The sequence below is a fragment of the Kribbella sp. NPDC055071 genome, from assembly GCF_053608045.1.
The window spans coordinates 131769-146218 of sequence record NZ_JBSGUS010000012.1; the positions used below are offsets into that span (position 1 = coordinate 131769).

General features: G+C 68.5%; 13 protein-coding genes. 8 read left to right on the plus strand and 5 right to left on the minus strand.

All coding sequences use genetic code 11. The features are described 5' to 3' along the window. Positions 1 to 28: 28 nt before the first annotated feature. Both ACWF4Z_RS21115 and ACWF4Z_RS21120 read right to left on the minus strand, forming a co-directional pair. The gene (locus ACWF4Z_RS21115; RefSeq protein WP_452244796.1) at positions 29 to 409 is read right to left on the minus strand and encodes a hypothetical protein; all 381 of its coding nucleotides are present in this window, start codon (positions 407 to 409) and stop codon (positions 29 to 31) included. 29 nt (positions 410 to 438) lie between these two features. Then, positions 439 to 1050, minus strand: a complete 612-nt coding sequence (locus ACWF4Z_RS21120) for a hypothetical protein (protein WP_452244797.1) — start codon at positions 1048 to 1050, stop codon at positions 439 to 441. Between the two features lie 182 nt (positions 1051 to 1232). Between ACWF4Z_RS21120 and glmU the strand changes: the two genes are divergently transcribed. Beyond that, complete coding sequence (gene glmU / locus ACWF4Z_RS21125; RefSeq protein WP_452244798.1) at positions 1233 to 2720, plus strand: bifunctional UDP-N-acetylglucosamine diphosphorylase/glucosamine-1-phosphate N-acetyltransferase GlmU; 1488 nt, start codon at positions 1233 to 1235, stop codon at positions 2718 to 2720. 81 nt (positions 2721 to 2801) lie between these two features. Next, entirely contained in the window at positions 2802 to 3782 is a 981-nt protein-coding gene (locus ACWF4Z_RS21130) for a ribose-phosphate diphosphokinase (protein ID WP_452244799.1), read from the plus strand. On the opposite strand, the gene ACWF4Z_RS21135 is transcribed toward ACWF4Z_RS21130, so the two are convergent. Further along, positions 3779 to 4462 (minus strand): hypothetical protein, encoded by a 684-nt coding sequence (locus ACWF4Z_RS21135; RefSeq protein ID WP_452244800.1) that lies wholly within the window; start codon positions 4460 to 4462, stop codon positions 3779 to 3781. The genes ACWF4Z_RS21130 and ACWF4Z_RS21135 overlap by 4 nt on opposite strands. A 134-nt stretch (positions 4463 to 4596) precedes the next feature. Between ACWF4Z_RS21135 and ACWF4Z_RS21140 the strand changes: the two genes are divergently transcribed. From ACWF4Z_RS21140 to ACWF4Z_RS21150, 3 genes are all read left to right on the plus strand, one after another. After that, positions 4597 to 6561: a sensor histidine kinase gene (locus ACWF4Z_RS21140; RefSeq protein WP_452244801.1), complete on the plus strand. Its 1965-nt coding sequence runs from the start codon at positions 4597 to 4599 to the stop codon at positions 6559 to 6561. Then, positions 6552 to 7193 (plus strand): response regulator, encoded by a 642-nt coding sequence (locus ACWF4Z_RS21145; RefSeq protein WP_452244802.1) that lies wholly within the window; start codon positions 6552 to 6554, stop codon positions 7191 to 7193. The genes ACWF4Z_RS21140 and ACWF4Z_RS21145 overlap by 10 nt, the downstream gene beginning before the upstream one ends. Before the next feature lie 61 nt (positions 7194 to 7254). Then, on the plus strand, positions 7255 to 8016 hold the full coding sequence (locus ACWF4Z_RS21150) for a DUF1932 domain-containing protein (RefSeq protein ID WP_452244803.1): 762 nt from the start codon (positions 7255 to 7257) through the stop codon (positions 8014 to 8016). Here ACWF4Z_RS21150 and ACWF4Z_RS21155 read toward each other — a convergent pair. Together ACWF4Z_RS21155 and ACWF4Z_RS21160 are read right to left on the minus strand one after the other, a co-directional pair. Continuing rightward, positions 8009 to 8644, minus strand: coding sequence for a hypothetical protein (locus ACWF4Z_RS21155; RefSeq protein WP_452244804.1), 636 nt, complete (start codon positions 8642 to 8644; stop codon positions 8009 to 8011). The two genes, ACWF4Z_RS21150 and ACWF4Z_RS21155, sit on opposite strands and share 8 nt — an antisense overlap. Next, positions 8641 to 9303, minus strand: a complete 663-nt coding sequence (locus tag ACWF4Z_RS21160; RefSeq protein WP_452244805.1) for a hypothetical protein — start codon at positions 9301 to 9303, stop codon at positions 8641 to 8643. Before ACWF4Z_RS21160 ends, ACWF4Z_RS21155 begins: the two co-directional genes overlap by 4 nt. Before the next feature lie 241 nt (positions 9304 to 9544). Here ACWF4Z_RS21160 and ACWF4Z_RS21165 point away from each other — a divergent pair, with 241 nt between their 5' ends. From ACWF4Z_RS21165 to mfd, 3 genes are read left to right on the plus strand one after another with little or no spacing between them, the layout of a single operon-like run. After that, positions 9545 to 10186 carry a 50S ribosomal protein L25/general stress protein Ctc gene (locus tag ACWF4Z_RS21165; protein WP_452244806.1) on the plus strand — a complete coding sequence of 214 codons (642 nt, stop codon included), beginning with the start codon at positions 9545 to 9547 and terminating at the stop codon, positions 10184 to 10186. 42 nt (positions 10187 to 10228) lie between these two features. Further along, the gene (pth, locus tag ACWF4Z_RS21170; protein ID WP_452244807.1) at positions 10229 to 10804 is read left to right on the plus strand and encodes an aminoacyl-tRNA hydrolase; all 576 of its coding nucleotides are present in this window, start codon (positions 10229 to 10231) and stop codon (positions 10802 to 10804) included. Further along, positions 10801 to 14427 carry a transcription-repair coupling factor gene (gene mfd / locus ACWF4Z_RS21175; protein WP_452244808.1) on the plus strand — a complete coding sequence of 1209 codons (3627 nt, stop codon included), beginning with the start codon at positions 10801 to 10803 and terminating at the stop codon, positions 14425 to 14427. The genes pth and mfd overlap by 4 nt, the downstream gene beginning before the upstream one ends. Positions 14428 to 14450 lie beyond the last annotated feature (23 nt).

Consider the following 14450-nt stretch of genomic DNA (forward strand, 5'->3'; position numbering starts at 1 on the left):
CTAGCTCCTGTTCGCCGACGAGGTCTGCTCAGTATTGCTCTGGCGGGTGGGGGATTACGACGACTTGGAAGGGGTCTTCGTAGAGGATTTGGCCGGGGTTGGGGAGGGTGTAGCGGGTGCAGGGGGTGTGGTGGGAATGGAGGATGGCCAGGTAGCCGGGGATGGGGGTGAAGAGGTGGGTGGCGGTTGGTTTGAACCAGGCGGCGGCCAGGGGGTTGTCGGCGTAGACGGAGGGGTCTACGTCGGACGGGTTGGTGTAGGTCGCGTCGTACCAGTCGTTGTTCTTGCGGCGGAAGGCCTCCTCTGCGGGGGTGAGGAGACCTCGCTTGCTGAGGGTGTTGACGAGGCCGAAGATGCCGATGTGACGGCCGCGGTGGTCTGGGTGGGGGCTTTGGTAGCGGATGTACACGAGATAGGAGTACCAAGTCGCGCCGACAATTAGAGGGGGTGGACCAGGAGGGTGACGAGGATGCTGGCGAGGATGCCGGCGGCGAAGAAGAGGAGGTTGGCGTAGAGGGCTTTGCGGTCGGCCTGGCGGCCGGCGGCGTTCAGCTCGCGGCGGAACGCGATGACGATGGCGCGCTGCTCGGGAGTGAGCGCCGACAGAAGATCCTCGACGACAGGGGAATCGACGACGGGGGAGTCGACGACAGGGGAATCGGCGGTCGGGGAGTCGACGGCTCGAGGTGCAGGGGGCCTGACGGCCGGAGGGGAAGGGGGTGGAACGGCGGGTTGCTCGTCGAGATCCTCTTCCTCGGCCGGCCCGGCCGGGGCGCCGGGCACGACCCAGGGCGCCGCACCCCAGTTCTCGGATTCGCCCCAGGCTTCTTCGTCGGCGGGTACGGCGGGTTCGGCGGGCTCGACGCGATGAGTCGGGCGCCGTTTCAGGCGGTAGCTCTCGCCTGGAAAGACCGATGGCGCGGCGCTGAGGTCGAGCGGCGCGCTGGTGGCGGCTCGGGACAGGCGGCGGGCCGCCCGGACGAGGATGATCCCGGCGGTGAGGGTGCCGAGGAGACCGGCGAGCGCGGCCAGGGCGAAGGCGGAGTCCACCCGGAAACACTAGTGTCCCTGAGCGCTCAGCGTGACAGCGCGGTGTGCCGGACGTCACGAACCCAGCTGGGCCTGCGGTGAGAAGCGGTCCGGAGAGCAAGTAAGCTTGCGCGGGCACTGGTTCGAGTGCCCTGGTCGATACTTGTTCTACAAACTCGCAGGGAACTCGAGGAGAAGACCGCGTGACTTCCCATCGCCCCGCGGCGGTCGTGATCATGGCCGCCGGGCTCGGAACCCGGATGAAATCGGCGATCCCGAAGGTGCTGCACGAGATCGGCGGGCTCAGCCTCGTCGGGCACGCCGTGGTCACCGCCCGGGCACTCGCCCCCGAACACCTGGTCGTCGTGGTCGGCAACGGCCGCGAACTGGTCGAGGCTCATCTGAAGGACCTCGATCCCGACGTCAGGACGGCCGTCCAGGACAAGCAGCTCGGCACCGGTGACGCCGTGCGCGCCGGTCTGACCGCCGTACCGGCCACCTTCGACGGATCCGTGATCGTGACGTCCGGCGACGTACCGCTGCTCGAGGCGGAGACGCTGCACGAGCTGATCGCCGACCACGACAAGGTCGGCAACGCGATCACCGTGCTGACCGCGCGGGTGCCGGACCCGACCGGCTACGGGCGGATCATCCCGGGCCCGGACGGCACGGTCGCCGGCATCGTCGAGCACAAGGACGCGACGCCGGAGCAGCGGCAGATCGACGAGATCAACGCCGGGATCTACGTGTTCGACGCGGCCACGCTGCGCGACGGCCTGAGCCGGATCACCACCGACAACGCGCAGGGTGAGCTGTACCTGACCGATGTCGTGGCGATCGCCCGTGCCGACGGCAAGCGGGTCGGCGCGCACGTCATCGAGGACGCGATGCAGACCGAGGGTGTGAACAATCGCATCCAGCTGGCCACCCTCGGCGCGGAGCTGAATCGCCGTACGCTCGTCAAGCACATGCTCGAAGGCGTCACGATCGTCGACCCGAACACGACCTGGATCGACCACACCGTCCAGATCGCCCGCGACGTGACCCTGCTGCCGAACACGCAGCTGCACGGCGCGACCACGGTCGGGACCGGTACGACGATCGGCCCGGACACCACGTTGACCGACGTACAGATCGGCGCGGGCGCCACGATCATCCGGACGCACGGCTCCAGTTCGGAGATCGGCGACGGCGCGAGTGTCGGCCCGTTCGCCTACCTCCGGCCCGGCACCAAGCTCGGGGTCAAGGGCAAGATCGGCACGTTCGTCGAGACGAAGAACTCCACCATCGGCGACGGCGCGAAGGTGCCGCACCTGACGTACGCCGGGGACGCGACGATCGGTGAGGGCGCGAACATCGGCGCCGGCACGATCTTCGCCAACTACGACGGCGTCGCGAAGCACCCGACCCACATCGGCAAGCACTCGTTCATCGGCAGCAACTCCGTGATCGTCGCGCCGCGGGTCGTCGCCGACGGCGCGTACCTGGCGGCCGGTACGGCGTTGACCGAGGACGTCGAGCCAGGTGAGATCGCGGTCGCGCGCGGCCGGCAGCGCAACATCAAGGGCTGGGTCGCGCGCAAGCGAGCCGGCACCAAGACGGCCAAGGCGGCCGAGGACGCACTGGCGGCCGAGGAAGCACAGGCAGCTGAAGCACGGGCAGCCGGAACACAGGCGGCCGAGGACGCGTAGGCGACCAAAGCTGGACAGGCGCAGGCGGATCCGGCGCCCGTAGGTGACACTGGCGAGAAGGCGTAACGGGAGGCACGGGCCATGAGCGGGATGAAGCGAACCACCGAGAAGAACTTGATGGTGTTCTCCGGCCGGGCCCATCCCGGTCTGGCCACGGAGGTCGCCGAGCAGCTCGGCTCCGGCCTGGTCCCGACACAGGCCTACGACTTCGCGAACGGCGAGATCTACGTCCGGTTCGAGGAGTCGGTCCGCGGCAGCGACGCGTTCGTGATCCAGAGCCACACCTCGCCGATCAACGAGTGGATCATGGAGCAGCTGATCATGGTCGACGCGCTGAAGCGGGCGTCGGCCAAGCGGATCACGGTCGTGCTTCCGTTCTACGGGTACGCGCGGCAGGACAAGAAGCACCGTGGTCGCGAGCCGATCTCGGCCCGGCTGATGGCCGACCTGTTCAAGACGGCCGGCGCGAACCGGCTGATCTGCGTCGACCTGCACACCTCGCAGATCCAGGGTTTCTTCGACGGACCGGTCGACCACCTGATGGCCCTGCCGATCCTGAGCGACTACGTCCGGGAGAAGTACGGCGACCAGCAGTTGGCCGTGGTCTCACCGGACGCCGGCCGGATCAAGGTGGCCGAGCAGTGGTCGGCCCGGCTCAACAACTCCCCGCTGGCCTTCATCCACAAGACCCGCGACATCGACCGCCCGAACGAGACGGTCGCGAACCGGGTCGTCGGTGAGGTCAAGGGCCGCGTCTGCATCCTGGTCGACGACATGATCGACACCGGCGGCACCATCACCAAGGCCGCCGATGCCCTGTACGCCGAGGGCGCCGCCGGGGTGGTGATCGCCGCGACCCACGCCATTTTGTCCGGTCCAGCGGTGGACCGGTTGAAGAACTGTCAGGCCAGCGAGGTCATCGTGACCAACACGCTGCCGATCGCGGAGGACCGCCGCTTCGACAAGCTCACCGAGCTGTCGATCGCTCCGCTGATCAGCCGAGCCATCCGCGAGGTCTTCGAGGACGGCTCGGTGACCAGCCTCTTCGAGGGCCGCGCTTAGTTCCGGGCCTGGCGCCAGGCGTAGTACGCCGTACCGAGTGACGCTGCTGTCATCGGTACGGCGGTGATCAGCCCCGCCAAGCCGTTGCCCGGGATCACGAAGGTCAGCACGATCACCAGCCACAGCGCCGGGATCCAGCGCGGCACGGCGCGCGACCGGAACAGACCGACCACCTGGACGACGGTGCCGACGGCGACGAGCAGCGATCCGATCATCATCGGGCCGAACAGGTGGATCATGTCGTCGGCCGCCTGCGCCATCACCGACGTACCGGCTGCTGTGTCGACGCCTGGCGCGGTCGCGAAGTAGTACGTCGCCGCCCAGCCACCGACACCAACCGCGTACAGCGCCGTACCGACCCACATCACCACTCCGCCGACTGTCGCCCAGGCCGCACCGCGGCGCCGGACGAGGTAGGTCGTGAGGAGTGCCTGGGCCAGGACGTTCAGGATGAGGTTGGCACTGAGGAAGACGAGCAGTCCCCACCAGCGGTCACGCAGCGGCTGGATGTCGCCGTACGCGTAGGTCTCGCCTCCGCCGGCCGGATCCGGCCAGAGGAGACCCGCGGGCAGTGCGAGGACTGCGGACAGCGCGAGGATGACTGCGGCGATGCCGATCCGCCCCCGGGTGACGGGGTCGGCAGCGGGTACGACGGACGGACGGGACGTTTCGGTGGACATCTGAACCCCCTTGGTGAGTGCTGACAGTTCAGAGAACCGCTCAGCACCCGGCCGGCACATCGAAGCGGGCACGGACCCAGATCTCCGTGCTGACTCGGACCCGGTACGGCGTACCGCGCCCTTACTCTGACCACATGCGGTGGCCGCGGTGGGTTGCGATCGGCCTCTCCCTGCTGGGCCTGGCGATGGTCGCGGGGAGCGGCTGGCTGCTGATCGCCTACCGGACCGGTCCGCACACGCTGCGGAACTTCATCGGCCTCGGCGGAGTCGCGGCGGCCACTGCGGTCCTCGGGCTCGTGGTCAGCCTGCGGGTCCCCCGCAACGCTGTCGGCGCCCTGCTGACCTGGGTCGGCGTCAGTGCGCTCTTCCTGGCCTCGCGGGACGTGTACTTCAGCGCCGTGGTCAGCGATCCCGACGGACCGCCGCTGGATAGCCGGGTGGTTGCGTGGTTCGAGGAGAGCGGCTGGTGGATGTTCGTCGCCGTCGGTCTGCTGCTCCTGTACTTCCCTGACGGCCGGCTGGCCAGTCCGCGGTGGCGAGTGCTTCCGCCCGCGCTGGTGCTGCTCGGCGTTGTACAGCAGGTGTTCGGCGCGTTCAACTCCGAGCCGTTCCTCGCGCCGCTGCAGGACCTGCCCAGGCCGTACGCACCGATGCCGTTGGCGCTCAAGATCGCCAGCGGGGTTGCCTTCGGTGCTCTGCTCGTTGCATTGGTCGCGGCGGCGGTCTCCGCGGTGAAGCGCTACCGGCGCGGGACTGCGAAGGTCCGAGCTCAGCTGAAGTGGCTGTCGCTGGCCGGCTTGGCCGCAGTGCTGTATCCGTTCGTCTGCGGTGGCGAGATCCTCCTCACCGGGCACACCGGTGTCGTCGCGCTCGTGTTCGGCATCGCGGCGTTGGTGTGTCTGCCGGTGTCCGTCGCGGTAGCGATGCTGCGCCACGACCTGTACGACGTCGACCGCGTGCTGGCCGACACCGTCACGTACGGCATCGTCCTGGTGATCCTCCTGGGCACCTACGGTGTCGCAGCGGTCTCACTGGGACTCGTGCTCGGTCGTGACTCGGCTGTCGCGGCTGCGGCCGCCACTGCGCTCTGTGCGCTCCTGCTGGCACCGGTGCGCTCGCGTTTGCAGCGTTCGGTCGACCGTCGGCTCTACCCACCCCGGCGTGCCGCGCTGTCGGCGATCGAGGACCTCCAACAACGGATCCACACCGAGCAGGCCCAGCCGGAGGAGCTGGAGTCCGCACTGCGCACAGCACTCCGCGATCCGGCGCTAAGAGTTGGCCTCCTGGTCCCTGGCGCATCCGGCTTCATCGACGCCGCCGGGAGGCCGGTCAGCTCGCCACAGTTGGTCCCAGTCACGCTGGGTGGCGCGCAGATCGGCGTACTGGCGTCTGAGTCGACCAGTCCCGCCGTACTGAAGGCTGTTGCGGCCGGAGCGGCCAGTCTGGTCGAGGTGACGCGGTTGCGGGCCGAGTTGGCCGGTGCGTTGCGTGAGGTCGAGGCGAGTCGTGCGCGGCTGGTGCAAGCGGGTGACGCCGAACGGCGACGGCTCGAACGTGACCTGCACGACGGTGCGCAACAGCGGCTGGTGTCGTTGGGTATGGCGATGCGGTTGGCCCAACGGCATCTGGGCGACGGATCGGTCGATGTGGACGGGCTGTTGGATCAGGGCGTCGCGGAGCTGGCCACAGCGGTCGCAGAGTTGCGGCAGATCGCGCATGGGCTGCGGCCGACGAGTCTGGACGATGGTCTGCACGCGGCGTTGAGCGGGATCACGCAGTCGCTGCCGATACCCGTTCGCCTCGAGATCCCGGCCGACCTGCCGGAGGATCTGTCCACGACGGCGTACTTCGTTGCGGCCGAGGCGGTGACGAACGCCGCCAAGTACGCGAACGCCACGTCGATCGTGGTCCGGGTGGACCGGTCGAGCGACGAGGTGCGGATCCGGATCGAGGACGACGGATGTGGAGGAGCGACGCCACGGCCGGGGTCGGGTCTGAGCGGACTGCTTGACCGGGTCGCGGCGGTGGGTGGGTCAGTGCGGCTGCAGAGTCCAGTTGGCCGAGGTACGACGGTCGAGGCGGTGCTGCCATGCGGATAGTGGTCGGGGAGGACTCGGCGTTGTTCCGGGAGGGGCTGGCGCGATTGCTGGCCGATGCCGGGCACGAGATCGCCGGTCTGGCCGAGGACGCGCCCAGCCTGATGACGACGGTCGCCCAGACCGAGCCCGACCTCGCGGTTATCGATATCCGGATGCCACCGGACCACACCGACGACGGCGCCCGCGCAGCTCGGCGGCTGCGGATGCAGAATCCTGAGCTGGGCATCGTCCTGCTGTCCCAGCACGTCGAGACCAGGCACTCGGTCGAGCTCGTCGCGACCGGCCACTTCGGCTATCTGCTGAAGGACCGTGTGCTCGCGGTCGACCAGTTTCTCGAGGCGCTCGACCGGGTCGCCGCCGGCGGATCGGCGCTCGATCCCGAGGTAGTCGCGCGGTTGATCGAGCGCCAGCGCTCCGACGACCGCCTTGCGCCGCTGACGCCGCGGGAACGCGAAGTGCTCGCGTTGATGGCCGAGGGCTGCACGAACGTCGGCATCGGTCGCCGCCTGTTCCTGACCGAGCGGACCGTCGAGACCCACATCGGGAGCATCCTGTCCAAGCTCGGCCTGAGTCTCAACGACGAGCAGCATCGCCGAGTGCTCGCCGTACTGGCCTATCTTGGACAGCACTGACCGGAAGTGGTGTTGGGGTCGGTTTGCAAAAGGTGGAGATGGGGTTCGGAGGATGGTGCTGATGCGGGTTGCCGTGTTTCACCCGGGGGCCATGGGGTCGCAGCTCGCGGCGCAGTTGGTTGCCGCTGGCCACGAAGTGCGCTGGGTGCCGGAGGGGCGTAGTGCGGCATCTGCGACCCGCGCCCAGAAGGCTGGGCTGATCGGGTCGCCGTTCGCCGAGGCGGTCGGGACGGCTGAGGTCGTGCTGTGCTCGTGTGCGCCTCAAGGTGCGGTGGATATCGCGCGTCAGGTCGGACAAGCGGGCTTCACCGGCCTGTACATCGAGGCGAACCCGCTCTCGCCGATGTCGTTGCGGGAGGCGCAGTCCGCGCTGCCGGACGCGACCTTCGTCGATGCCGGTGTGATCGGCCCGCCGCCGACCGGTGGGCCGAGCCCGACACATCTGATGCTGTCCGGTACGGCGGCCGATCGCGCGGCCGCGCTGTGGGCAGGCACCGCGGTCACCCCGATGGTGGTCGGCTCCGAGCCAGGTGCCGCCAGCGCGGCGAAGTCGTCGTACGCGCTCTACAACAAGGGCAAGGCAGCGTTGGCCGTGCTGGCCTTCCAGCTGGCCGAGAAGTACGGCGTCACCGAGGCCCTCACCGCACAACAGGTCCGCCCGGACGCCGGGTCCCTCAAGGATCCCGAGCTACCCGAACACCTCAAATCCGTCGCCTGGCGCTGGGGCCCAGAGTTCGACGAGATCGCCGACACCCTCGACGCCGCCAACCTCGAAGGCAACGCAGCCCGCGCCCTCCGCGAGGTATGGACCAAACTCAGCTGACTCGCCGTCCGTAGTCGGCGAAAACGAAGTCGGGGACCAAGGCGAGGATTCGGTCGAAGGCGTAGGTGGTGTCGTTGATGGTGGGGACGGTCCAGTGGCCCAGGCCCCAGGCGATCATTCGGGGGCCTTCGATTCGCCACTCGAGGTAGGTGTAGTCGTCGAGGAGGAGTTGCATCACCTGGGGGGTGAGGAAGGCGCTTGCGTAGCGAGGGTCGGGGGATTCGATGGTGAAGGTGCGGTTGAACGCCGCGCTCTCGAACTCCAGACTCGGGATCAGCGGGTTCTTCTTCAGTACGACGATCGGCGGCAGCTCGATCAGTTGGTCGTACGCGATCACGTGGCATTTGGAGGCGGTCGACGTACTGACCGGGGTGTAGGTGAAGTCGACGGCCCGGACGATGGTCGACTTCCGCTCGCTCTCGACTATGTTCTCCGCCTGCTCGTCGGGCGAGTACAGGCGGCCGGCGAGCTCGGCCAGCCACGGCTCGGTCGGAGCCGATCGCATGTCGTAGTGCTCGGCCTCTTTGGCCCGGAGCTCGTAGAAGTGCCGGCGGCGCCGTACCGATGCGCTGTAGAGCAGCAGGACGAAGGTCGCGGCGCAGACCAGCAGGGTGATCGTGACAATCATGGGTACGCCTGTCCGTAGTCGCGGAGGACGAACGGCGGGATCCGGTCGGCCACGCCGACCATCGCCTCCAGCCGCTGCAGCAGATCGTGCACCTGGAACTGACCGTAACCCCACGACACCAGGGCATTGCCGGCCAACTGCCACTCCAGTCCGGGGTTGAACAGCAGCCACTCCATCATCCGCGGGTGAAGTACGGCGGAAGCGAAGCGATCATCTCCGCAGGCGATCCGGAACGCGTCGTTGAACGCCTTGCTCTCCAGCTCGAGACCGCGGCCGCCGAACACTCGTTTGAAGCCCGAGTGCCTGGTCACTGTGAGTGGCGGCAGGAGGGCGGGCAGGTTCAGCGCGACCAGGTGCACGGTGACGGTTTGCTGACTTTTGCCGTTACCGGTCGTGTAGCGGTAGTCCAGAACGCACATATCGCGACCGCGGAAGGCGCCGGCGAACATCTCCCCGGGCCGGCCGCGCTGGAACAGCCTCGCGGCGACTTCGCCGAGCCAGGGATTCGGGGGCGCGGGGAAGAGGCCGAGCCGGGCCATCACCTGGGCGCGGGCTTGCAGGAACTCGCGGCGCCGCCGGGTCCGAACGAGGGTGCCCCACACGACGGCGGCGGCGATCGCGACGCTGACGACGGAAACGAGGGCGGCCGCAGGCGTCACACCAGCAATGTAAGGCTCCCGCAGGGGCAGAACGGATTTCCTGTCTGGCCGAAGTGGTGGGTAGACTGTTTTGGTTGCCTCGGCGAGGGACGCCCCCCGAGAACTGTTGGGCGCGGCTCCGTGATCGACGCGGTGGTTCGTTGCCTGACGCCTTCTCCGGGGTCACAAAGCGCCCGCTGAGGCCGCAGCCGTGTTCCACCTAGTCAACTGATCACCGCAACGCATTCAAGGAGTACATCTCGTGGCCGAGGTCAAGATCCAAGCCGAATCGCGTACGGAGTTCGGCAAGGGTGCTGCCCGCCGAATCCGCCGGGACAACAAGGTTCCCGCCGTCCTCTACGGCCACGGCAGTGACCCCGTGCACATCACGCTGCCCGGTCACGACACCATGCTGGCCCTGAAGACCGCCAACGCCCTGCTGCTGATCGAGGTCGCGGGCGGCGAGTCCCACCTCGCGCTGCCGAAGCAGGTCCAGCGTGACCCGCTGAAGGGCCACATCGAGCACGTCGACCTGGTCATGGTCCGGCGCGGCGAGAAGGTCCAGGTCGAGATCGCGGTCCACCTCGAGGGCGAGGCCGTCTCCGACACCCTGGTCGTGCTGGAGAACGCGACGATCCTGGTCGAGGCCGAGGCGACGCACATCCCCGACGGCGTCACCGTGTCGATCGAGGGCCTGGACGCCGGCGCCCAGATCCACGCGTCCGACCTGCAGCTTCCGACCGGTACGACGCTGGCCGTCGAGCCGGACACCCTGGTCGTGAACGTCACCGCCGCCCAGACCGCGGCGCAGGCCGAGGCCGAGCTGGCCGACGCGGAGGCCGAGGCCGGCATCGAGCGCGACGAGCCGACCGCCGCGGAGCCGGTGGCCGCCGGCGCCGAGTAGTCTGCGTTCCGTACCCAGACAGCTTCAGGAGGGCCGGGATCCGTGGCGGACGACGTGTGGTTGGTCGTCGGACTGGGGAATCCCGGCCCTTCCTATGCCCGCACCCGGCACAACATCGGTCACCTGGTGGCCGACGAGCTGGCGGCCCGGACGGGCGACAAGTGGAAGCAGCACAAGCAGGTCAAGGCCGAGGTGATCGAGACCCGGATCCGCGGCCTGCGGACGGTTCTGGCCAAACCGCGCTCGTACATGAACGAGTCCGGCGGCCCGGTGTCGGGGCTGCTGAAGTTCTTCAAGCTGACGCCGGCCAACCTGCTCGTCGTCCATGACGAGCTGGACATCGACTTCGGTGTCCTGCGGTGCAAGTTCGGCGGCGGCGACAACGGCCACAACGGCCTCAAGTCGCTGCGGAAATCGCTTGGCACCGGTGAGTACTATCGAGTTCGGTTCGGTGTGGGTCGTCCGCCGGGCCGGCAGGCTCCCGCCGACTTCGTCCTGAACGAGTTCTCCTCCACCGAGCGCAAGGATCTTCCGTTCGCCGTGGACCGAACGGCGGACGCAGTGGAATCCCTGCTGACCGACGGCCTCGATTCAACCCAAGGGAAGTTTAACTCGTGAAGCTCCACGGCCTGGTCGACACCCTGATCACCGATCCGGTGGTGTCCGAGGCCGTCCGCGACGCCACCTCCGACGAAGTCACCACCCTCGACCTCAGTGCCCCCACCCCGATCCGTCCGGTCCTGCTCGCCGCGATCGCCTCCGAGCGGAACGGCGCCAACCGCCCGGTGCTCGCGGTCACCGCGACGTTCCGCGAGGCCGAGGAGCTGACCGAGGCCCTGCAGTGCATGGTCGAGCCCAGCACGGTCGCGTACTACCCGGCCTGGGAGACGCTCCCGCACGAGCGGCTCTCGCCCCGATCCGACACGGTCGGCCGGCGTCTCGCCGTACTGCGTCGTCTCGTCCACCCGGATCCGTCGGACGAGACCACCGGGCCGATCAAGATCCTGGTCGCGCCGGTGCGGTCCGTGCTGCAGCCGCAGGTCGCCGGACTGGCCGACCTGAAGCCGGTCCAGCTGCATGTCGGCGACACGGTCGAGCTCGAGGAGGTCGTCGCGGCGCTGGCCGGGGCGGCGTACAGCCGGGTCGATCTGGTCGAGCGACGCGGCGAGTTCGCGGTCCGCGGCGGCATCATCGACGTGTTCCCGCCGACCGAGGAGCACCCGCTGCGGGTCGACTTCTTCGGCGACGACGTGGAAGAGATCCGGTACTTCGCGGTCGCCGACCAGCGCTCCCTGGAGATCGCCGAGCACGGTCTGTGGGCGCCGCCGTGCCGCGAGCTGCTCCTGACCGACGAGGTCCGGTCGCGCGCCGCCGTACTGGCCAAAGAGCACCCTGAGCTGGCCGAGCTGTTCGAGAAGCTCGCCGAAGGGCATGCCGTCGAGGGCATGGAGTCGCTGGCGCCGGTGCTGGTCGACGACATGGAGCTGCTGGTCGACCTGATGCCGGCCGGTACGCACGTCGTCGTCAGCGATCCCGAGCGAGTGCGCGCCCGGGCGCACGACCTGGTCGCGACCAGCCAGGAGTTTCTGGAGGCATCCTGGGCCGCGGCCGCCGGTGGTGGCGAGGCGCCGATCGATCTGGGTGCCGCGGCGTACATGTCGCTGGGTGACGTCCGGTCGCACGCGTTGGCCAACGGCCTGGCCTGGTGGAGCTTCTCCCCGTTCGCCGCCGCGCCGACCGATGCGCCGGAGCTGCGCGACTCGATGGGGGAGCGCATCTCGTTCGACATCGACACCGAGGCCGGCGCGGTCCGGAGCCGGATCATCGACGCGCACGAGGTCGACCCGTACCGCGGCGAGACTTCGGCCGCGGTCGAGGACATCCGCGGCTGGTTGCGCGACGGCTGGCGGGTCGTCTGCGTCACCGAGGGCCATGGTCCCGCGCAGCGTCTGGCCGAGGTGTTCTCCGAGGCCGAGTTGCCGGCCCGGGCGGTCGACGGGATCGACTCCGTGCCCGAGCCCGGCGTCGTCCTGATCTCGCAAGGGCAGCTGGACCACGGGTTCATTGCCGGAGGCATCAAGTTCGCGGTGCTGACCGAGAACGACCTGGCCGGCCAGCGATCCGCAGCCGAACGACGGTCGGCGCAACGGATGCCATCGCGCCGGAAGAAGACCATCGACCCACTCGAGCTGCAGCCGGGCGACTATGTCGTGCACGAGCAGCACGGCGTCGGCCGGTACGTCGAGATGATGCAGCGAACCGTGGGCACGGGCGCTCAGAAGGCCACCCGCGAGTACGTCGTGATCGAGTTCGCCCCGAGCAAGCGCGGCCAACCGGGCGACCGGCTGTACGTGCCGACCGACCAGCTCGACCAGGTCACCCGGTACGTCGGTGGCGAGCAGCCGACCCTGGACAAGATGGGCGGCGGCGACTGGGCCAAGCGCAAGGGCCGCGCGCGCAAGGCGGTCCGTCAGATCGCCGGCGAGCTGATCAAGCTGTACGCCGCCCGCCAGGCGACCAAGGGGCACGCGTTCGCCAAGGACACCCCGTGGCAGCGCGAGCTCGAGGACGCGTTCCCGTTCGTGGAGACGCCGGACCAGCTGGCCACGATCGACGACGTGAAGCACGACATGGAACGCGTCATGCCGATGGACCGGATTGTCTGTGGCGACGTCGGTTACGGCAAGACCGAGATCGCCGTACGGGCCGCGTTCAAGGCTGTACAGGACGGCAAGCAGGTCGCCGTCCTGGTGCCGACGACGCTGCTCGTGCAGCAGCACTACGCGACCTTCTCCGAGCGGTACGCCGCCTTCCCGGTCAACGTGGCGCCGCTGTCGCGGTTCCAGACCGACAAGGAGGCCAAGGGCACGCTGGACGGGCTGGCCGACGGCTCGGTCGACGTCGTGATCGGAACCCACCGGCTGCTGTCGGGCGAGGTTTCGTTCAAGGACCTCGGACTCGTGATCGTCGACGAGGAGCAGCGGTTCGGTGTCGAGGCCAAGGAGCAGCTGAAGCGGCTGCGTACGGCGGTCGACGTCCTGACGATGTCCGCGACACCGATCCCGCGCACGCTGGAGATGTCGATCACCGGGATCCGCGAGATGTCGACGATCGCCACGCCGCCGGAAGAACGGCACCCGGTGCTGACCTTCGTCGGTGCGTACGAGGAAGGCCAGGTGACCGCGGCGATCCGGCGCGAGCTGCTGCGTGAAGGCCAGGTCTTCGTCGTCCACAACCGGGTGAACACGATCGAGAAGGCGGCCGCCCGGATCCGCCAGCTCGTCCCCGAGGCTCGTGTCAGCGTCGCCCACGGCCAGATGAACGAGCACACCCTCGAGAACGTGATCCAGGGCTTCTGGGAGAAGCAGTCCGACGTCATCGTCTGTACGACGATCGTCGAGTCCGGCATCGACATCTCGAACGCGAACACGATGATCGTCGAGCGATCCGACCTGCTCGGGCTGTCGCAGCTGCACCAGCTGCGTGGCCGCGTGGGCCGTGGCCGGGAGCGCGCGTACGCGTACTTCTTCTTCCCGCCCGAGAAGCCGCTCACCGAGACGGCCCACGATCGGCTGGCCACGATCGCCCAGCACGCCGACCTCGGCGGCGGGATGGCGGTCGCGATGAAAGACCTCGAGATCCGCGGCGCCGGCAACCTGCTCGGCGGTGAGCAGTCCGGGCACATCGCCGACGTCGGCTTCGACCTGTACGTCCGGCTGGTCGGCGAGGCGGTCGCGGAGTACCGCGGAGACACCCAGGCCGAGGAACCCGAGGTCAAGATCGAGCTGCCGATCGACGCGCACCTCCCGCACGACTACATCCCGTCGCAGCGGCTGCGACTGGAGATGTACCAGCGGCTGGCCGCCGTACGTGACGAGGACGGGATCGCGGAGCTGGTCGAGGAGCTGCACGATCGGTACGGCGACATCCCGGCCGCAGTGCTGAACCTGGTCGAGGTGGCGAAGTTCCGCAACCACGCCCGCCGGGCCGGGTTGCACGACGTCACCCTGCAAGGGAACCTGATCCGGTTCGGGCCGGTCGACTTGCCCGATTCGAAGGTGCTCCGGCTGAACAGGCTGTACCCGAAGAGTCTGGTGAAGCCGCAACTGCGTACGATCCTCGTACCGAGACCTGCTACCCGGCCGGTCGCCGGTCAGCCGCTCCGCGATCAGGAGCTGCTGCAGTGGTGCACCCGGTTGATCGACGACGTGATCGCCGAACCTATCGTGGTGCCGGCGTGAACCCTTACAGATACGAGGAGATT